Source organism: Clostridia bacterium (assembly GCA_026414765.1).
Lineage (GTDB): Bacteria > Bacillota > Clostridia > Acetivibrionales > DSM-27016 > SKW86.
This window is the reverse complement of the sequence record JAOAIJ010000025.1, coordinates 33773-54641: the sequence shown is the minus strand read 5'-3', so window position 1 is coordinate 54641 and position 20869 is coordinate 33773. Positions and strand designations below refer to the sequence as shown.

General features: G+C 35.4%; 18 protein-coding genes and 3 tRNA genes. 6 read left to right on the top strand and 15 right to left on the bottom strand.

The window, feature by feature from the left end:
- Positions 1-421: 421 nt before the first annotated feature.
- Positions 422-1174, top strand: a complete 753-nt coding sequence (locus N3I35_10780) for an AraC family transcriptional regulator (protein MCX8130569.1) — start codon at positions 422-424, stop codon at positions 1172-1174.
- Between the two features lie 50 nt (positions 1175-1224).
- On the opposite strand, the gene N3I35_10775 is transcribed toward N3I35_10780, so the two are convergent.
- From N3I35_10775 to N3I35_10735, 9 genes are all read right to left on the bottom strand, one after another.
- Positions 1225-2544: a glycoside hydrolase family 140 protein gene (locus tag N3I35_10775; GenBank protein MCX8130568.1), complete on the bottom strand. Its 1320-nt coding sequence runs from the start codon at positions 2542-2544 to the stop codon at positions 1225-1227.
- Between the two features lie 180 nt (positions 2545-2724).
- Positions 2725-4020 (bottom strand): MFS transporter, encoded by a 1296-nt coding sequence (locus N3I35_10770; GenBank protein ID MCX8130567.1) that lies wholly within the window; start codon positions 4018-4020, stop codon positions 2725-2727.
- Between the two features lie 163 nt (positions 4021-4183).
- Positions 4184-4639, bottom strand: coding sequence for a hypothetical protein (locus N3I35_10765; protein MCX8130566.1), 456 nt, complete (start codon positions 4637-4639; stop codon positions 4184-4186).
- Positions 4640-4742: 103 nt separating this feature from the next.
- Positions 4743-5990, bottom strand: coding sequence for an MFS transporter (locus tag N3I35_10760; GenBank protein ID MCX8130565.1), 1248 nt, complete (start codon positions 5988-5990; stop codon positions 4743-4745).
- A 246-nt stretch (positions 5991-6236) separates the two neighbouring features.
- Positions 6237-6312 (bottom strand) — tRNA-Lys (locus N3I35_10755).
- A gap of 26 nt (positions 6313-6338) precedes the next feature.
- A tRNA-Gln gene (locus N3I35_10750) sits at positions 6339-6415 on the bottom strand.
- Between the two features lie 56 nt (positions 6416-6471).
- Positions 6472-6548, bottom strand: a tRNA-His gene (locus N3I35_10745).
- Positions 6549-6683: 135 nt separating this feature from the next.
- Entirely contained in the window at positions 6684-8606 is a 1923-nt protein-coding gene (locus tag N3I35_10740; protein ID MCX8130564.1) for an NAD(+) synthase, read from the bottom strand.
- A gap of 181 nt (positions 8607-8787) precedes the next feature.
- Positions 8788-10077 carry a LysM peptidoglycan-binding domain-containing protein gene (locus N3I35_10735; GenBank protein MCX8130563.1) on the bottom strand — a complete coding sequence of 430 codons (1290 nt, stop codon included), beginning with the start codon at positions 10075-10077 and terminating at the stop codon, positions 8788-8790.
- A 279-nt stretch (positions 10078-10356) separates the two neighbouring features.
- On the opposite strand from N3I35_10735, the gene N3I35_10730 reads away from it, so the two are divergent.
- Positions 10357-10878, top strand: a complete 522-nt coding sequence (locus N3I35_10730; protein MCX8130562.1) for a peptidylprolyl isomerase — start codon at positions 10357-10359, stop codon at positions 10876-10878.
- A gap of 383 nt (positions 10879-11261) precedes the next feature.
- The gene (locus N3I35_10725) at positions 11262-11477 is read left to right on the top strand and encodes a zinc-ribbon domain-containing protein (GenBank protein ID MCX8130561.1); all 216 of its coding nucleotides are present in this window, start codon (positions 11262-11264) and stop codon (positions 11475-11477) included.
- 59 nt (positions 11478-11536) lie between these two features.
- Here the strand turns inward: N3I35_10725 and cysK are convergent, their stop codons facing one another.
- A complete protein-coding gene (cysK, locus tag N3I35_10720; protein MCX8130560.1) occupies positions 11537-12475 on the bottom strand; it encodes a cysteine synthase A in 939 nt (312 codons plus the stop codon).
- 521 nt (positions 12476-12996) lie between these two features.
- Here cysK and N3I35_10715 point away from each other — a divergent pair.
- Complete coding sequence (locus tag N3I35_10715; protein ID MCX8130559.1) at positions 12997-13353, top strand: hypothetical protein; 357 nt, start codon at positions 12997-12999, stop codon at positions 13351-13353.
- A gap of 159 nt (positions 13354-13512) precedes the next feature.
- Here N3I35_10715 and N3I35_10710 read toward each other — a convergent pair whose 3' ends face one another.
- The 5 genes from N3I35_10710 to N3I35_10690 form a co-directional block, all read right to left on the bottom strand.
- Entirely contained in the window at positions 13513-14022 is a 510-nt protein-coding gene (locus tag N3I35_10710; GenBank protein ID MCX8130558.1) for a redoxin domain-containing protein, read from the bottom strand.
- A 349-nt stretch (positions 14023-14371) separates the two neighbouring features.
- Entirely contained in the window at positions 14372-15937 is a 1566-nt protein-coding gene (locus N3I35_10705; protein ID MCX8130557.1) for a recombinase family protein, read from the bottom strand.
- 75 nt (positions 15938-16012) lie between these two features.
- Positions 16013-16192: a hypothetical protein gene (locus N3I35_10700; GenBank protein ID MCX8130556.1), complete on the bottom strand. Its 180-nt coding sequence runs from the start codon at positions 16190-16192 to the stop codon at positions 16013-16015.
- A 26-nt stretch (positions 16193-16218) separates the two neighbouring features.
- A complete protein-coding gene (locus tag N3I35_10695; protein ID MCX8130555.1) occupies positions 16219-17343 on the bottom strand; it encodes a hypothetical protein in 1125 nt (374 codons plus the stop codon).
- A gap of 1040 nt (positions 17344-18383) precedes the next feature.
- A complete protein-coding gene (locus tag N3I35_10690) occupies positions 18384-19022 on the bottom strand; it encodes a recombinase family protein (GenBank protein ID MCX8130554.1) in 639 nt (212 codons plus the stop codon).
- 664 nt (positions 19023-19686) lie between these two features.
- Here N3I35_10690 and N3I35_10685 point away from each other — a divergent pair.
- Together N3I35_10685 and N3I35_10680 are read left to right on the top strand one after the other, a co-directional pair.
- Positions 19687-20625 (top strand): hypothetical protein, encoded by a 939-nt coding sequence (locus tag N3I35_10685; GenBank protein MCX8130553.1) that lies wholly within the window; start codon positions 19687-19689, stop codon positions 20623-20625.
- A 26-nt stretch (positions 20626-20651) separates the two neighbouring features.
- Positions 20652-20774, top strand: coding sequence for a cyclic lactone autoinducer peptide (locus N3I35_10680; protein MCX8130552.1), 123 nt, complete (start codon positions 20652-20654; stop codon positions 20772-20774).
- Positions 20775-20869: the final 95 nt, after the last annotated feature.

The following is a 20869-nucleotide window of genomic DNA, read 5'->3' as shown; positions in this document are numbered from 1 at the left end:
GGCAGCGTCAGATGTGTATAAGAGACAGCATCTCATCTCGTCTCGTCTTTAAATTTTCTAATCTCTTCTAGTCTCTAAGCTAATAACATAATAACACTGGAAAAAGCAAATGTCAATTTTAAATTTTAACTTTGGTGCATTTTTCTAATCTGACCCATGATATTACAATTGCTATGCGCCAAGCCTTAGAGCCATTAAATTCAGTTCGGGCAAAAATAAACTCGCTAACGCTCAAACAGTATTTTTGCTTTCCTCACTCGGATTAAATGTCTCTACAGGCTTTCCACAACGCAATTTCCATATCATGGGTCAGAAGAAAAATATGCACCCTTGTCAACTCCATCATTTGACACTATCTACATCTTCATGATACTATGATATGGCTAAGTTTTTATTTACAATTATTATTATGTAGGTGGTTATGGAACAAAAACTCGAGTTTCTAAACTTCACATTAAGAAGACAATCCGATTACATCGAATTCCACAAGCATGAGTGTTATGAGTTGGTTTACTATGTGAATGGAAAGGGCTGTACTACAATGGATGGAAACACGTATAACTATGGATCAAATAATTTTACTATAATGAAACCCAGTTGCATTCATGATGAAAGCCATTTCGAGGAAACTGATGTAATCTTTATCGGCTTCAAATCCGACATCACCTCCTTCCTCAAAAACGGATTATATATGGATGATCCTCAGAAAAACATATATAATTATCTGAAAAACATAAAAAAAGAAGTATTGGAACAGAGGAAAAACTTCAATTTGAAAGTGGATTTTCTTTTGGGCGAATTATTGATAGAAATCGAGAGAATGAATGAGCAGTCCAATAAAAGAAGTATGAACTTCACCTATATTTTAGGATACATAGATGAGCATTACAACCAGCAAATAGACCTGAAATCCCTGGCTGAGCTTTCAGGCTACAGCTATCATAGATTCAGGCATCTATTCAAGGAAATCACAGGCCTTTCTCCTATTAACTATATAATCGGCAAAAGATTGAAAAACGCAACAAAGTTGCTGGAACAAACCGATCTGTCAATTTTGGAAATCTCCCAGGAGTGCGGCTTTTCCAACGAATCGCAGTTTGCTTCCATGTTCAAGGATCATTCCGGGCAGACGCCCAGTGTGTATAGGAAAGCTTTCTTATCAAAAAACCGCTAGAACGGTATAATACATCTACATCATACCGTTCTAGCGGTTTTCCTTAAAAACTATTTATTCCCCGGCACCACAAACTCAACAGAAGCATCATCCAGCATAAGCACCCAGTCCTGCCCTCTTCCTCGTGTAGGAGTATAAAATTCCTTTACTCCTTCATTTTCAAACTCTCCAATGTAGCTAACTTCCCCGGTTTTGGGATCATACCAGTGGGCGACAACCTTATGTCCGGTGATTTTCCCCATATTCACCTTTATAGTTTTCCCTGTTGGGCTGTATATGAATGCATAGCTGACACCTCTAGTTGCTGCCAAATGGTCTGCTCCTTCGTATTCATCAACCACAAGGCTTTGATCAGGTATTCTTTCAAGAAATGGTCTGGATTCTATCAGAGTTTTTACATACCGCATTTGGGAACCGGCAGGTCTATTTATAGCCCTGTTCCAATACAAAGGAAAATACTCTCCAGGCTCCTTGCACATACACCAGATGGAATGATGTCCGTATGTATGCCCAAAAGCTCCAGAAAACACAGCCCAATATGCAGCCTGTCTTATATCGAATTCAACAAAATGGCCATTCTCAGGTTTGAAATTTATTGGATGATCTTCATACCTAGGCTCTGCATCTAAAACAGGTTTTGTTGGGGAAAGATCGTAGTCCACTTTCACCTTGTTATAGTTATCTATATCCAATGCATGATGACCTGACTGAATCATATTGAAATCAATCCAGCTCTCATTATGTACATATTTTGACGATGAAGTATCCCCAGCAGGGTGAAAGGTCATTATGTGGTTACCTTCGTCCCCAAGCTTTATCCCTTCTGCCATTGCTCTGACAATTTCATAATGTTCAGGCCTTTCCAAAGGCCTGTCTCCCCCCATTACCCAAACAATATTTCTTTTATCCTTATATCTTTCACCGAGCCATCTACCATAATGTAATGCATTTTCCCCATTGAATACTTTTGGCCCCTTACCCCATGACAAATTGAATTTGTCCCCCCATGTAGGTAGAAGTGCTATATAAATGTTCAGTGACTCAGCAATATCAATTATGTGATCTACATGGTCCCAATAATGATACTCTCCTGACAGATCTGGCATTGTAGGATCATAAACTCCTTCTGTATTTTTAAGAAGAGGTTTTCTACCATATGCATTTTCTATCTCCAATCCATCCAACTCAGCCAATGCAACAACCTGCACCACATTGAACTTCTTTTCATACCTGTCCTTCAAATACACTTCCGCTTCCTCACGGCTAAGCTTGTGAAAAAGCTCCCAAGCTGTGTCTCCCAGCCAAAAAAAAGGCGTCCCATCTTCCAGTATCAGGAATCTTTTATTTTTATCCACTCTCAAATACTGCATTCATATCAACTCCAATATATAAATATATTTGATTATATAATAGAATGCATAAGAGTGTAAATAATATTTTTCATTTTCGATTTTAATTTTTGAAAATTTTCGAGATCTTTTACAAATTCAGAAGTCTCAAACCCATCAGAATATCCAGCTGTTGTTTCATTAAAAGCTTTTTTCTATAATCTATAGTCCAACATTTTTATCACTTTCGATTTTAAAATCTGCTCGATAAACATAGATCAATATGATCACACAAATAAGCAGTATTGCCACCGAAACGATATACAACAGTTTTGGATTCAAAACATACAAGCTTCCTGAAACGATCCCGATTAATGCAGTGGCAATGCAAGTGGCTGTATTGACAATGGAGTATATTCCTGCCCTCTCGTTCCCTTCTGTTACTTCAGCCAGAAGGGAATCTATAAGAGGCCTGAATACGCCGAATCCCGCAGCAAAAACCATTATACACAGCACTGCTGAGATCATACTGTCTTTAGGTATACTGATAAGCAGCCCCAGTGCAATTGCCTGTATTATGATTCCAAGTATCATAGTAATGGTCTTATTGAATTTGCTTATAAATGGGTTTATAAAAACAAATACCACAAATAATGCTGCAGAGTATACACCACCTAAAATGGATATCATGGGCTTGCTTAACGTCAATACATCAGTCATGAACGGTGCAAAATACAATCTGTTCAGAGTACCTAACGGAATATATAAATTAAATAGTACAAACAAGCATACAACCAATATTGCTTTAGGACTCTTCATAAAGGTCCTTGCTGCTTTTATAGGGAAAATATGCTTTATACTCCTTTTTACAGGATTGCTCCTTCTTTCATCAATTATTTTTTGACCCACACCGGTTTCTGTGTACAAACGGTTTCTCACAATCATCATCGTTGACATACTTATAATGGCAAATACCAAAAACACTCTTTCAGCCTTTACCACTCCAAAGGAATTGACCAAAATTCCAGCAAGAGGTATGAGAACGCCAGTTGAGATGTTTATGATACTGAGCAAATTGAAGGCGGCCACTCTTTGTTCACCATCTGCATCCTCTACAACCATAAGGTTCCAGGACACAGATACTATCCTGACAACACTATTTATAATAGTAGCAAGTGCAAAGACCCAAAAACTGTTCGCAAATAGATAAATTATCAGGGCACCTGGCCAGCTTATGAAATCGAATATGAACGTTGTCTTCTTCCGTCCGAGCCTGTCAGTTATTGTACCTCCAAACATGGAAAAAATAGTACCCGCAATAAATCCGATTGCTATTATATATCCAATCTGTTTATCAGTTACTCCCAATTCCTTCATATAAAGGCTCAGATAGAAATTGTACAGAACAAAGGGTATCCCCCACAATGGTTCCAACATTACAGATACTCGAGTATTCCCCTTCAGAATCCTAAAGGATTGAAATATATTGGTAGGTTTAGATTGCTGCAGCTCGCTCATCGGTTTTCTCCTCTAAGAATATATATTTCAGATATAAAGCATGCATACATTTTATAACACTACCAATTTCCAATCAATCAGTATGTTTTATGAATTCGATACATTTTGTCTGGTAAAATTTTTATTCAAAACTCAAAATAATTTGATAAACCTTTATGATAAATTATTGAAACTGAATACGCTTCCCAAAAATGCCTTCCGATAGAAATACAATCAGGCTTGTGGCAGCAAAATCCTGAACAATTACATTATACCAGTGAAAATTGTAATGCACATGATAGCCTGTATAAGTGGCAAACATATCCGCCAATCTTGTAAAAATGATAAAGACAGTTATTGTAAGCAGTTTTTTATGAAATTGCCTAGGCATATGGTGCATTACAATTATGCCATAACAAAAACCAAGTGCAATCGCAAATATAGGAACACCAAATATCGGTAAGATAGGGTTATTAAAACCATAGGCTCCTATTAGTTTAAAGAATAAAGTTTGACAAAAAATGACCAATGCCGATAAAAGGCCTACAGGTAGCAGCTGCTTTATTCGTTGTGGTTTAATAAAGATAGCAATATACATTACAGCTAAAAGCGTGTAAAAGGCTGCATAATAACGTAACAAGACTATTCTCCTTTCAAAAATGAAACGTTAACCATACTCACTCCTGATAGTATTATTTCATACGTTATTGTTCCTCAACCAAGGTATATTATTACAAAAATATTTACAATATTTCATTCCGCTTTCTCAAATAACGCAACAAGACAAGTGACATTGCGGAACAAACCAAGGCACATAGACCTATGAATGCGTAACCCGCCTTCATTCCAACTACAAGGCCTAAATCTTGTCCATAAACTCCTGTGAAGATTTTCTTGAAAATATCAATAATGGCACCTACTAAGAAACTTCCTACTACATTCCCTATTCCCATTAGGGTAACTGTAAAGCTGATAGCGGTGTCGCTGTCTTTTGGATAGCGTTTTGCCAAAAGAGCCATGACTGTAGGATAAACTGGTGCGATTCCTGCACCAGCCAGAGCAAAAAGGAATGCAAACCCTTCTCCCAATATTATACCTAATATAGTAAAAACTCCCGATATCCCAGAAAATATAATGAGAGATTTAGTAAATCCCAACTTATCCGTTAAAGCTCCCAAAATCAACCTTGCCAATGTAAATGCAAGAAAAAAGGCTGAAAGCATGGCTGAAGCCGAAGTTATATTCCATTTATATACCTTTTCAAGAAAGTTGACTAGCCATCCTCCAACAGCAATTTCAGCAACAACGCCGAAGGTAAGTATGACTACAATTAGCCAGGCAGCCGAGTCCCTCATGTATTCTCTCATAGGCATGCGCTCTTCTTCCTTGGTCTCATCAATTGGAAATTTTGCAAAAATAGCTTGAAATATAGGAATAAGTGACAGGGACAGCATAACCAGATACATACCGTTCCATCCCATTGCCTTCCCCGATATATTGGCCCTCATCAGAACAGTGGCCAGTATTGGTGCCACGGTAGAACTCAACCCATAAAAGAAATGGGATAGGTTCATCATCATACCTGTATTTTTTGTAAAAATACGTGCTGCCAGCACCCCTAGGCCTATCTCCAGCATTCCATTTCCAAGATACATTAGAAAATAGGAAGCTGAAAGCATTGGGTAGTTAATAGAAAAAAATATGAGCACTCCTGAAACGGTCATGGTTCCAAAAGCCAACATGCTTGAGAATCCAATCCCGAGTCTTCTCACCAATAGACCTGTGAAGCTGCATGCAAGCAAATATGCCGTAGAGTTGAATGACAGCAGTAGTCCTACCTGCATTTCATCTAGTGAAAAATCAGCTTGCATACGTGGAATAGCAGGCCCTTTGATGTTTTCAGAAAAACCAAAGACCAAAAAACCTGTAAAAACCAGAATTAATAGTAAATAATAGTTCTTACTGCTGGAACCGATTCTAGTTCTATTCAAAATTCCGTCCCCCATCTCAGCTGATTACAAATTGGAGAAAAACAACCCAATACAGTATATCATATATTTAATATATAGGAATATGCAGTGTTCAGTTTTTTGGCTGAATACGCCTTGGTTCAACAAAAGAATTGACTTTGCATCTGAGATAATAATTATAAAGTGTATAACTAAAAATATAATTGCCAGCAATACAACAGAAAGAAAAAGAAAAACCGTGATTTCCATAATGGAAATCACGGTTCTTGGTGAGCCATCCGCGACTCGAACGCGGGACACCTTGATTAAAAGTCAAGTGCTCTGCCAACTGAGCTAATGGCCCTAACATTAGACGCTCTCGCGTCTATGTGGCTGGGATGGCTGGACTCGAACCAACGAAATGCCAGAGTCAAAGTCTGGTGCCTTACCGGCTTGGCTACATCCCAATAATTAAGAAGTGAAAAGCCGGAACTAATTTCACAACTTATCACCTCTATGTAAGTGGGGTGAATGATGGGGGTCGAACCCACGGCCTCCAGAGCCACAATCTGGCGCTCTAACCAACTGAGCTACATCCACCACTTATAAATATCCCGTAAAACATTTAGTTAAACACGTTACGTCTCCCGAGACACATTGAATATTTTAAGGCAGATAGAGTGTTTTGTCAAGAGAAATTTATGGTATATTTAAAAATACTTTTACAGTAAGGATTTATTCCAACTCCTTTATCCAAAGATCAACTGCTGCGTCACTGGGCATTCTCCAATCACCTCTTGGAGACAGGCTGATAGTACCTACTTTTGGACCGTCCGGCAGGCATGAGCGTTTGAACTGCTGGCTGAAGAATCTTTTATAGTAGACCTTAAGCCAGCTTTTTATTGATTCAGTATCATATTTACCGTTAAACGCCTGGCAGGCCAGAAACAGAATTTTCCGTGGTGAAGCACCATACCTGACCATATGATACAAAAAGAAATCATGGAGTTCATATGGACCCACAATATCCTCCGTTTTCTGCTTTATTTTTCCCGACGGATCTGGTGGAAGAAGTTCCGGACTTATAGGTGTATCCAGAATCTTATATAGTACATCTTTTGTCCGACTTTCTACAATATTATCCGCAACCCATTGGACAAGGAATTTTACTAACGTCTTGGGTATGCTGCAGTTTACAGCATACATCGACATATGATCACCATTGTAGGTACACCATCCAAGCGCAAGCTCGGACAAATCCCCGGTACCGATTACCAATCCCCCGATTTTATTTGCTATATCCATAAGTATCTGTGTACGTTCACGGGCCTGTACATTTTCATATGTCACGTCATGCTGTTTGACATCATGCCCTATATCCTCAAAATGCTGAATACAGGAAGGCTTAATATCTACTTCCCGTATAGTGACCCCCATTGATTCCATTAACTCAATAGCATTTGTGTAAGTAGTATCTGTGGTTCCAAATCCTGGCATTGTTACTGCAATAATATTCTTCCTGTCAACCTTAAGTATATCAAAAGTTTTTACTGTAACCAGAAGCGCTAAGGTAGAGTCTAATCCGCCTGATATCCCTATTACTGCATTTTTTAAACCGGTATGGGCATATCTTTTTCCCAAACCTGAAGTTTGTATGGCAAAAATTTCTTTACATCTTTCATCTCTTGTTGAGGGATTTGAAGGTACAAAAGGATGAGGATCAATATATCTCTCCAGCTTATCTGCTAAAAAGTCAGCTAAATCAAATCTTATTCTTCTGTAACCTGTTAACTGGCTAAATTCCATAAAACTGGTATTTTTACACCTGTCATTTATTATCCTAGCCGTGTCTATATCGGCTATTACGAGCTGTTCATCAACCGAAAACCTTTCCGACTCCGCCAGTATACTCCCATACTCCGCAATCAGCACATGTCCTCCGAATACAACATCAGTTGATGATTCGCAAATCCCCGATGAAGTATAGACATATCCTGCAAAACACTTTGCAGACTGTTGTTTTACAAGATTTTTTCTGTACTCGTATTTTCCTATTACTTCATTACTTGCAGACAGGTTAAACAGGATAGTAGCACCCGCCATTGCCTGTAAAGAACTTGGAGGAACAGGAACCCATAGATCCTCACATATCTCCAGTCCAAAACATATATCAGAATTACCTTCAGCCTCAAAAATTATGTCAGTACCAAAAGGTACTTGCTGCCCTTTTATTAAGACGCTGTTTTTTAAAGCTTTTGTTCCGGTAGCAAACCATCTCTCCTCATAGAACTCGCTATAGGCAGGTATGTAGGTTTTTGGCACTATTCCAAGCAATTTGCCGCTCTGTATCACAGCTCCGCAATTAAAAAGCTGGTTGTCACTCCTCAATGGAAAACCTATGATAATAGCTATACCGTATTTTTCTGAATACTCTACGATTTCCAAAAGATATCTTTCAGTTTCTTTTATCAGCGTATCCTGATGAAATAAATCCCCACATGTATATGCTGTAACAGACAGTTCGGGAAAGACTACTATTTGAGCCTTTTTTTCAACTGCTTCATCTATAAGCTTCATGATATTTTCCGTGTTGAATCCGCAATCAGCTACTCTCAGCTTAGGAACAGCGGCTGCAACCCTTACAAATCCATAGTTCATATAATCACCTGTAATAAATAAATAAAAATTTTTCATTATTAATGCTTATAGTCTACCATACTTGAAAAAAAATATAAAGCGCAACAGAATCGCGCTTTATAGAAGGCTTGCCAGCAAGGTATCCGATAAATCCGGAATATACCTTTCAGTCAAGTTCTTCAGCCCGTTTATTCCTCTTACCCTACGATACCACCTTTACAATGTTAAACATATTATCGAGCACTGCCCAATTCTGCGGAAATTCTTCACCAAGCACCCAGTAACTGACTCCCCTCAGTCCATACTCACTTGCTGTTCTAAACTTCTCCTGTATACTTCTCGCATCCTCAAACCATACTTCATGTCTGACACCATTTTCATCCGTATAGTTGAAATGCGGTGATTGAGTCTGTATGCTGTACAGGATACTTGAATTATTTTCTGCTGCCAGATTGACAGCCTCTACAGGACTTATTCTCCTGGCCCATTTCCCTCCCTGTACATACGGCAAGGTCCAGTTATACCCATATAACGGTACTCCCATAAATATTTTGTTCCTTGGGATTACAGATACTGCATAATCCAATACCTGTCTTACAAGATCAATTGGTGCAACAGCATATGGAGGTCCTCCGGACCATCCCCACTCATAGGTCATCAAAATAACAAAATCGACTATTCTGCCATGGGCGGGGTAGTCATGCGCTCCATACCAAGCACCAGTCTGGGCACCGGAAGTTTTGGGTGCCAGTGCAGTAGAAACTACATAGTTCTGTCTGTGCAGTGCATCAACTACCTTGGTGAGGAAGTTATTGTACAACTCTCTGTCAGCCACAGGAATCCTTTCAAAATCTATATTCAGTCCGTAGTAACCTTTATTTCTCATAGTACTCAATACATTATTTATCAGGTTTTGCTGAATTTCGTTGTTTGAAAGAATTGTGTGTGCAAGATCACTATCGAAGTTACCTTCTCTGAAATTGGTTATTACCAGAAGCGGGGCATTTCTGTACTGCCTTCCTGTCCTTATAATTACAGTGTCGTTTATGGAAGTAAGGCTTCCATCTTCCCTGACCTGATAGCTGAAGGGGCTTAGATAGGTTAAGAAGCTGCCGGTCTCGTTAACGGAACTTGCTTCGTTTTCAGCCGTAGATGGCTCAATATAGGCGTTAACTTCCATAAAGCCATAGTTCTTATCCAGCTTGGGTATTCTTATGACGCTTCCGGGGTAGACTGTATAGGGATAAGTAACTCCGTTCAACAACGCTATACTTCCGGGATTGACATTAAACCTTGATGCTATAGACCATATCGTATCTCCCTGACGTACTGTATATGGTGTTTCTCCTACAGGAATGACCAGCGACTGTCCAACAACAAGATTTTTTTGCTGCGACAAACCATTAATGTTTATCAAGCTTTGTTCGCTCACCCTAAACCGCCCTGCAACACTCCATACAGTATCACCGGACTTTACTACATATATTGTCAATATTATCACTCTCCTAGAGTTATTTATATTTCAGTATATTCAACACGGCATCATAAGTTTACATAACTTAAACAACAAGGATTTTGTTGAATTAACCTTTTAAAAAAGGGCAGTTTCATATATAATAATTCTGACATATCAGATATGGTGAAAGTACGTTAAAAATATTTTTACAACTTACGTATTCTTCATAGTGAATTTGTTAAGCTGTAAAGCGTAAACTAATAAAGCACCTGGAAATTAAGGCTAAATTATTAACAAACAGAAAGGAAGATCAGCTTGAGTCAAAACCCTATAGTTACAATCGAAATGGAGAGCGGAAACAGTATTAAAATCGAACTGTATCCGGAAATTGCCCCCAATACAGTCAGAAACTTTGTATCCCTTATTCAGAAAGGTTTTTATGATGGATTAATATTCCATAGAGTAATCCCTGGTTTTATGATACAGGGTGGTGACCCGAAAGGTGATGGTACAGGAGGTCCCGGCTACAACATAAAAGGGGAATTTAACAGAAACGGTTTTAAAAATGACCTTAAGCACGACCGGGGAGTAATATCAATGGCAAGGGCAGCATCCCCTAATTCCGCCGGCTCACAGTTTTTTATCATGGTTGAGAAATCACCTCACCTGGATGGAGAATACGCAGCATTCGGCAAGGTAACTGAAGGCATGGAGGAAGCGGACAGAATAGTCAAATCCCCTACTGACTACAGAGATAAACCTGCCAATGACCAGAAGATAAAAAAAGTTACAGTTGATACTTTTGGAGTAGACTATGGAGATGTAGAAAAAGTTTAGGATAATATGCAGCTATGCCGGTATTCTTACGTGGTACCGGCATTTATTATTTACTTCCTCATTAACCTAAGCTGTTCAATAAATAATACAGTTATCAACTAAGGTTTTATTAATAAAGCAATTCTATATTACTTGGATTTATTTATGAAAATACCTATCAATAATTTCCCGATACATAGGATGGCTGAAAGCCTTGAGCCACTTGTACATACAAAATTTTCCTTGTATTAATTTATATTCCATGTTATAATTATCCCAATATCAGTTAATGATATATAATAAAGATTTAATTTATAGTTCTAGACCATTGCCCTCCTTATTCAAATTTGGAGTGCCCTAGTCAGAAAGTAGTTAAATCCAAATTCTTAAGGAGGTAATTTAATATGGCTGACAAAACATTAGTATGTAAAGATTGTGGAGCTGAATTCATTTTCACAGAAGGCGAGCAGGCTTTCTACAAAGAAAAAGGATTTGAAAATGAACCACAAAGATGTAACGATTGCAGAAAAGCAAGAAAACAACAGAGAAGACCAAGCAATGGTTTCGGTGGTGGAAATAGAAACTTCGGTGGTAACAGAGGTTTTGGTGCTAGATACTAAAAAATTAAAGAGTTTGTTCCTATAGGGACAAACTCTTTTTATGTTACTTCCATCCTTTACTAACTATCCTGAAATAAGGGTGTAGACAAATACCGTTCTCCTCCGTCAGGTAGTAAGGCTACTATCTTTTTCTCCCTGTTCTCAGATCTTTTTGCTAACTCAAAAGCAGCACAAAGAGCAGCCCCTGAAGAGATTCCCACAAGTAATCCTTCCTTCTTTGCTACTCTTCGGCATACATCAAATGCATCATCATTCCTAACCTTGATTATTTCATCGACTATTTCCATGTTTAGTACCTTAGGAATAAACCCTGCTCCTATACCTTGAATTCTGTTATATGGGCTGTGATTCCCCCCTGAAAGAACAGGAGAATCAAAAGGTTCAACAGCTACTATCTTTATGTCGGGTTTTCTTTGTTTCAGCACTTCGCCGACCCCAGTCAAAGTACCCCCAGTGCCGACCCCTGCTATAAAAATGTCAATTTCCCCATCAGTATCTCTCCATATTTCCTCAGCAGTTGTTTTCCTGTGAATTTCTGGGTTTGATGGGTTTTCAAACTGTTGGGGAATAAAAGAATTTGGCAATTCAGCTGCAAGCTCCTCCGCCTTTTTAACAGCACCTCTCATTCCCTCAGCTCCAGGAGTCAATACCAACTCAGCCCCTAATGCTTTAAGAAGATTCCTTCTTTCCAAACTCATCGAGTCAGGCATCGTAAGTATTAGCCTATACCCTTTTGCAGCAGCTACAAAAGCAAGACCAATACCAGTATTGCCGCTAGTCGGTTCTATTATTACAGAATCCTTGCTTATTCTACCGTTTTCCTCAGCATCTTTTAGCATTGCATATCCTATACGATCCTTTACGCTTCCGCCAGGATTAAAGTATTCAAGTTTAGCCATAATAGCGGTCTGCAAACCCATACTGCTGCTAAAGTTGGCAAGTTCCACCATTGGGGTGTTTCCTATTAATTCTGTCAAGTCCCTCACAACTCTTGTCAATACAATCACTCCCAAAATGTATTATAATAAATGGATGGTGTAATAGCCTATTACACCATCCATTTATTATAATTGTCAATTATAAACAGTTAATTGTCAAATAGTTTTTGCTTTATTCTTATATCCACCTGCTTTAATTATGGTACTGCAAATTGCCCATTAGAATATTTATGTAACATAACTTTAGTTAATTAACTAAAACCGCTGGGAGCTTCAAGGCAAATTTAAAGTTTTTTTGGAAATAAATCATATATTTCCTGATACCGGGCTTTAGATAATATCAACAATATGTGTCAGACAAAGAGGTTATTGCCTTTTTCCAAACGGAAATAAGATACCCTATGGAAATTTATTGCCACTACCTGGGTAAAATTGGGAACTTGTAATACCCTCCTCACTCCTCTCATTTTTGAAACAAAAAAGCTACTTGTTTTTGATTGTCTTGAAATAGATTTGTTTCTTGTATAAAATACTTATATATTTTAACTGACTAGGCAATACTCTATCTGGAGGAATAAACTATGAAAAAGCTGCTATTACTAATAATTACTACTACTTTATTTCTATCTTTAATTTCATGTGGCAAAATAACCGAATATACAAAGGAGTTCTCATACATTCCCTCATACCCGGGAACAACCCTTAAAAGTACTGAACCTGCAAATGAGCAAGGTTTTTCAAAAGCCATATATCTAGTAAAAGATACTACTATTTCCGAAGTTGCAGACAATTATGAAAGAATCTTTCATGATGATGGATGGAAAACAACTGATAATCAAAAGCCTACAGTATTTACTGTTGAAAAAGAAAAGCACATAGCAGTCATAGCACTTTCCCAAATCGATAAAGATACAAACTTGTTCATATATACAAAGTGATTTATATATTAGGTTTTCGTGCTATAGTGTGAAACTATAACACGTTTATTATTCTCATGATTTGAGGTATTTATCTTCCAGCTGTCTTGACAAAACAGCTTCATGGCACTAGCCAGTCTCAAATTGAACAAGGAATATCTGAGCTTATCAAGATACAAATCATTTACTTTTTATCTGCCCACACCCACCTGGCTTAAAGCACAAATACCAATCTACACACTGATAGCCTTGCGGATTCTGAACCCTCTCCTTCAGCTGCTCATATGTCTGTGGAGGTGGCACAATTACAGGTGAACCCGGGAGCCAGTTTGCCGGGGTAACAGCCTTTTCTCTGTCTACAGTCTGCAAAGAATCTATTATTCTTATTATCTCAGGTATGTACCTACCGGTGCTCTGGGGATACTGCAGTATAGCTCTTATAACCTGCTTATCATCTATTATGAATACATTCCTTATAGTAGAGGTATTACTGACTGCGGGAGAAATCATTCCATAGAGAGTAGCTACCTTCATATCCAAATCCGCAATAACGGGAAACGGTATCTCTATTCCTGTATTCCTGTAAATATTGTAAACCCATGCAAGATGTGAATATACGCTGTCTATGCTCAAACCTATCAACTGGACATTTCTCTGTACAAAATAAGGATTGTATGTGGCAAAGGCAATGAATTCAGTGGTACAAACCGGAGTGAAGTCTTAGTCATAGAGTTTATTGAAAATACTAATACTATATTAAAGTCACTCCCTGAGGTTTAGTATAAAATGTTTCAAAGCCTCCCTTTCCAATACACAAGTTCATATAGCGGTCTTTATCTATTGTAATCGAATAGGCACTATTAAAAGGGCTTTCTTCAACTTTTTTAATTAACCCTGAATATTCAGCACGTAATAGTACTAAACTGAGAAAATAACTATGCAATTCATTATCGTAGAAATTTCTTAGGTTACAGCCTAACAATTTATGTAAATACACAGAGCATTATAAACCACCCCACAGTAATCATTTATGAATAATCTAGTAGATATCACCTATATCAACTTTTAGTTTAAATTCAATAATTCTATCCTTATGTAATATTACCTTATCCAGTATCATTTCTAGTAGCTTCCGGCTAGGTCTGTCGCTAGTAATTATTTCATCCATTACACTAATTGCAGATTTAACAGTATTCTCAGCTTCCTTGCTTGTTTGTTTTTCTAGCTCCATAATTTGATTTTTTAATTCCAATATCCGTTGTTTCTTTTCATCTTCAAGTTTGTTATATGTATCAGATACTATTTGTTTATATTCATCCGCTTCCTTAACTATTGCTTGTATCTTTTGATTAATTAATACTTTCAATTCCTGCTCTAGCCTCTCCAATTCCTTTTGAAGCTTCTTAATTATCTTTGGATTGTCTTTTATCTTATTGTTAAAATCAATACTCGATAAGTAATCACTATAGGCATTTCTAGTATCCATTAAAAAGGCTTTAAACTGGTTTAGCAAGTCCTCTTCTTTAGTTTCTTTATTCCCACAGCCTTTAGTTCCATACCTAGTAAACTGGCTGCAATTATATGCAGGTACTTTTACTTTGCGTTTCAGCATATAAGCTCCTGCATGATAATTACATTCACCGCATACAGTAAATCCTCTAAAAACATAATCATTCTTGGCACTGCCTTTGTAATCATTTTTATCTCTATTTTTTCTAATCTCCTGAACTAACTCCCAATCCGCTTTGCTTATTATAGCTTCATGATGATCTTCAAAGGTAAAATGCTCTGACTCAGGAAGTTTTTTTACATACCCTCTAATGCTTTTAGTCTGCTTTTTATGAGTTCTTAACAATCCTGTATATACATCATTTTCAAGAATATTTTGAATGTGATACCCCTCCCATCGCTCCGTTACTTTATGCTTGTACACTCTACCGTTATCAGAATGCTTTCTTGCATAATATAGGCTTGGTGTAGGGTAATTTGTATTTTCATTCAGGTATGAAGCGATTTTATAATATCCATTTCCTTCTATATATAAGCGATAAACCAATTCTATGCAAGGTCGGATTGTTTCATCAACTACTAGAGTAGTTTTGTCCTGCTTAACATAACCAAAATAGTTTCCCATAATTAAGCGTCCTTCTCTTTGCTTATTAAAAAAAGACTGCCTTACTTTTTTACTAATATCCTTAACATATTTATCATAAAACCACGCTTCAATACCAGTATAATCATCGTTAGTAGAAACTTCCTGTCTCTTACTTGCATCTATTAACTTACAATCATACTTCTCCATTATCTCAATTGCAGTCAATAGGCTATTCATTTTTCTTCCAAGTCTTGATAAATCCTTAACGATGATAGTATTTATTTTTCTTACCTTAACCGCTTCCATCATTTCGTTATATTCAGGTCTATCAAATAATGAAGTATTATCATTATCAACTGTAAAGCCGCTACAATTATCATCAATATATATTCTACTAATAACTAGTCCATTGTCAGAAGCATAATTTAATATGATTCTCTTCTGTTCGTCTATACTCATATTTTCTGCATCATCATCTCTACTCAATCTACAGTAGCCAACAACATTCATATAATCCACTCCGTTGATTAAAATATATAATCCCTATGTGGTAGAGTTTACCACATAGGGACATGTAAATCAATATTATATTGCTAGTGCTTTTATTAGTGTTTCTTTATATGGTCTTGCTCCACCTCTCATTAGCGCAACATGCTTATGCTTCTTTTTAAGTTCCGATATTGAATCTATATTAATTTCCTCACCTGGTAGTAAATACACACTGACAAATGTCTGATTATTTATATTGTTATATGTAATCTTCATCTATAACCCCCAAATTTCTTCCTTTCCTATTCTATGTTGTCTGCAGGCTTATTTGTTCCATTTGATACATTAATCAACCCTGTCCATTCTTGCGCCGGAATCCTATAAGCTTCAATAGAACTACTCAAAAACTTTATAGGATTTTTAGTATAAGTTATACCTGTATTATAGGGGATCAAGTAAGGATTAACTCCTGCCTCTGCTAAATATCTAATATATTTATTGTAATTTTTAAATTGCACTTTAGCCTTATCATAGCCATAGTTACTTAGATAATTTTGAAATCTAATTATTCTATCAACGAATTTCTTATTACCGTAATACTCCATCAGCACTCTTCTCGAATGATAGCTGTTATAATAGTTTCCATTCTGAATAATCGGCTTTAGTATATCACTAATAAAATATGCAGCATCACGATAATTCCAATAGTTTATAAGTTCCGGACAGATACCTTCTTTTTTAAGATAGTACATTATCTTTTTTCTTTTTATCTGTACTTCAAACCTAATAGTATTTTTATCCTTTTGGCTAACAAATGACTCTACTTCTGTCTTGACATCTACAACACTAGGATTACTATACGTATCTTCTAGTAATTTATTTACTATTTTTTGGTATCTAGAGTATATGTTTACCTGTCTGCTCTTGCTGTTGTAATATACACTTGATTTATATTTATCCGTCTTTCTTAAACCCTTGTAATTGCTTGGTGCTTTCTTATAAATTCTCAATAGAATTTCTTTTATTATTGGCTCAAATTCAAAATCAATATAATAATCTACTCTTGAAAACATTTCATATGATAATGTCTGTAAGCTAAATTCCTGAATCATGAAAAAATTATATCTTTTTAAAAAAAGGTCTAAATCTTCAATTAATAAATCTTGTTTATTCAGTACGTTCATGGGATTAACAATCACTTTCAAAACTCTGTTTTGAAACCCATGTTTATTAATCAAAACATACTGATACCTAATCCCTTTAAATTGTGAATATCCTTTAAAAATTTTCACTTCTGCATTTGTTCTATTCTGTTTAGCAGGTTTTAATGTATCCATTAATTTTTCATGGTCTGTTTCTGAAACTCTATTATAAGAGAATTCAATAGTATGTATATTTATTCTTATTTCTGTAAATACTGTACTCATATATAGCTCCTTATTTTTTGATAGTGATTGTAAATTAAACAATTTTTATCCATGTCAATTAAAGCAAACTCAATGCTTATGAAGTTGCATGGTATGTGTAACTGAAACTATTTGATTAAGGGATAAAGAATAAAGACAATAGGATATAAGACTATCCTCACAAAATACGCAGACAGCAAAAAACACAGGTGCGTTGTATCTATTTTCTTTTAACCTGTCTCAAATAATTTTGGATAGAATTTAATTTTGGTATTGAAATTAATTTTAAGAAGTGCTACAATGTACAAAGATTGAATCTTGTTACATTACATAAATCTTGGATACGCCAATATCCTAGAAAACACAAAACAAAATAAAAAAGCAACTACCAAAATTGCTAATTTCATTAGCTTTTTTTATTTTCAACTCGAATCAAATATATAATCTCTCCGCCTTTCTTCTGAAAAATAATCTTCACTCGCACAAAGTATCTATGCAAATGACATAAGGAAACAATATAACAATACCCTCAAAAAGTGTAACATTTTTTGAAGTTGAATGTTTCCAAAAAAAATTTATTAAATTTTCTGATTAAATAATACCATGTAGACAAAATAGAATCAAACCTCTTATATAGCTGTTTGAAAGGATTATCTCACTCGGACAGGCTTATTCACTATATTTCTTCTTCATTCATCATATTGCAATATTATATCGTCCACCTCTAGTATACTACTAAATTATTAGTAATGCAATACTAATTTCGTATTTTTTACGTCATTTTTCTGAATTATAAATATTTTTTTCTTAATTTTCTAGGGAAAACTATATGATATGAATGCTAGAATACACTTTTACCCCATAGGTAATATACCTATATTACTCAATAAAAACAAAAGGATTTTACCTGCTTAATAGAGAGTCTTATTATTCTTTTCAATCGCATCCACTAACATCGACCTATGACTTAATATGCTCATACACATACAGGAATATAGGATGCTCGAAGCTTTGTAAACCTAGCCGGAAACCTTTATTCATGGCAAGAAAAAAGCAGGTGCTTATTCCTGCTCTGACTCTAATATATTTATGTACTTGTATAGTGTAGCTCTACCTATCCCTAACATCTTTGCAAATCCTGTTGCTGTCATATCTCCGTACTTTCCATCTTTAAATTTCCTATATTCCTTAATGAAGTTCTCTGGCAATTCCACTGGTTTCCTGCCTAACTTAATCCCCTTGGCTCTTGCTGCATCCAGTCCCTGATTTATCCTTGCTACTGTTTTCTCCCTCTCCTGCTGGCTCATATGAGCTTTTAAGGTTATTACTATATCAACTACCATATCATATATACTGCTGTTCTGTGCCTTCTTGTATTCGTTCATATATGGAATATCAAGGGCAATTACTCTTATGCCTTTTAGCTTTAAGTCTTTTAGTTCTGCAATCACATCATCTGCATTCCTGCCTAGCCTGTCAAGGTCTGTAATTACTAATATATCATCTCGCCTTAAAGTCTTGTTTTTAAGGTCACTATATACTTCTCTGTTCTCTGCCTTAACTGTACCGCTTATTCTCTCTTCCTTTATATCAGTGAAACTAAATCCGTTTGTTTCAGCATACTGCTGTAGTGTTATTCTCTGCCTATCTGTTGTTTGTTTTTCCTTCTGGGTACTTATTCTCATGTATCCGTATATCATATTATCAATTCCTCTCATTTGCTGATAATATAATTATACTTGTATACGTAATCATATTCAAGTTACATAGACAATGTTTGAGTTAAGTTATACCTTTTTATCTCCATAAATCGGTGTTTTCCTTGTCTCATCTTTTGTCTATGAAATCATATGATTTGTATACAATTTTGTTTTACTATTGTATTACTTATTATAACTGGAACATATGTATTAGCACTAGCTTCATAGTTCATATTTTAGAAGGTTTTTCTTTTATTTCATAATATATGTCTTCTTATTATTCATTTTCTACTGTTGTCGGTCAATTTCGATAAATGTAGGAAAATCAAAGGCTTTAAGGTTTTCTCTATATAATTTATTCTGTATTTTATCGTATTCGTCCCTGATAACATCAGTATAAAGCTAGATGTGATATAGGTAAATATTAACTATATAGATGTCCTGTAACACCTTAAAATCACTTAGTCCTATAAAGCAGTTGTTTAAAAATTATTTCATAACATTATTCACAATAGTTTTTGCACTTCTGTACTTAGTCTATAAAAAATAGGATAAGCTAATATTATCCCATAATAAAACACCATAATAAAACGTACATTTACATATATGTAAACATATGTTAAAATTATGTAACAAACGACTTTTTTGGGGAGAGTGATATATTTTGGTAATAACATTTTTAAGTTTAAACGAAATATTGACTCATATTCTAAATGTATTATTAATATCAATACCTGAAGAAACATTCCTAGTAGTCTTCACTCTAATTATTCTAAAGAAATTTGATAATAACATTAGCTTAAATATGAGACAGCAAATGGAAACGGGATACAAAGAATATTGCCAATTTTTTACACGGAATGATATTTCTAAAATAATATTTACAATATTAACAGTTGGATCAATTACACAATTTTTGCGTTTTTTAAAAATTAATCAAAATCTTATTCTTATCGGAGCTATAATCTTACTCTTTTTGTGTATAATTACATTGTACAAGCTCTATTCAACTGTTGAAAATATATTAAAAGCGTTCACTTGTACGTTTTGTAGTATTCTTACACTTATTGTTATTGAGTTTTCATATGTACCTTTAATGCTTTATTTTACTGGAGAAACAGTTGACAGCTTAAATAAATCAATTTTATTGAATTTCATATTTTCCCTTCCGGAAAGAACCATAGAATACACTTTGTTAGCATATATTTTACTAAAAAAATCTTCCTTCTCTAAGCTAAACTTACTAAAAGTTGTTTTATATAGTAAGCCAATTACAATTTCAACAATAATAATTTTCTTAATAAATATTCTATTTTTACTATCAATGGGCAAAATCATTATTTTTGATAAAGCCTTAATTACTTCCTCTCATAGTATACAAATTCTTATACCTATTACAGTTTTTCTCTTCTCAGCTATAAACATTGTTGTATATGTAAGTATTATATATCATTTGATTAACCGTGAAATCTACAATAAATTTGTAATACAGGAAAATTTAAATAGTTATATTTATGATATTAAATTTTTTTCAAATTCAGGAAATTATGATAAAATGATATCAGTAGTACATAGTTTACAAGATGATGTAAACAATTATTAATTAAAAATGAGAAGGGAGTTATATGTATGAAAAAATTATGTTCTGTCATAGGTACTTTACTCACATTTATTGCTTTAATTTCCTCAAGCTCGGCAAGTGTTTGGATTTTCTATCAACCTAAGACACCTAGGAGTCTACTAAAATCTTAAACTTCCTTTTTAGCCATGTATATAGCCCATTTGTTTATAAGACCCTTCTTGGCTCGTTATTAATCTTTGCCAAGGGGGTTTTATATATTTTTAAT

Bases quoted from the DNA above. Each gene is read 5' to 3' on its own strand.
- N3I35_10695 (MCX8130555.1), bottom strand. From the start codon at position 17,343: ATGAGTACAGTATTTACAGAAATAAGAATAAATATACATACTATTGAA.
- N3I35_10700 (MCX8130556.1), bottom strand. From the start codon at position 16,192: ATGAAGATTACATATAACAATATAAATAATCAGACATTTGTCAGTGTG.
- N3I35_10740 (MCX8130564.1), bottom strand. From the start codon at position 8,606: ATGAACTATGGATTTGTAAGGGTTGCAGCCGCTGTTCCTAAGCTGAGA.
- N3I35_10725 (MCX8130561.1), top strand. From the start codon at position 11,262: ATGGCTGACAAAACATTAGTATGTAAAGATTGTGGAGCTGAATTCATT.
- N3I35_10775 (MCX8130568.1), bottom strand. From the start codon at position 2,544: ATGCAGTATTTGAGAGTGGATAAAAATAAAAGATTCCTGATACTGGAA.
- N3I35_10715 (MCX8130559.1), top strand. From the start codon at position 12,997: ATGAAAAAGCTGCTATTACTAATAATTACTACTACTTTATTTCTATCT.
- N3I35_10680 (MCX8130552.1), top strand. From the start codon at position 20,652: ATGAAAAAATTATGTTCTGTCATAGGTACTTTACTCACATTTATTGCT.
- N3I35_10770 (MCX8130567.1), bottom strand. From the start codon at position 4,020: ATGAGCGAGCTGCAGCAATCTAAACCTACCAATATATTTCAATCCTTT.
- N3I35_10705 (MCX8130557.1), bottom strand. From the start codon at position 15,937: ATGAATGTTGTTGGCTACTGTAGATTGAGTAGAGATGATGATGCAGAA.
- N3I35_10780 (MCX8130569.1), top strand. From the start codon at position 422: ATGGAACAAAAACTCGAGTTTCTAAACTTCACATTAAGAAGACAATCC.
- N3I35_10690 (MCX8130554.1), bottom strand. From the start codon at position 19,022: ATGATATACGGATACATGAGAATAAGTACCCAGAAGGAAAAACAAACA.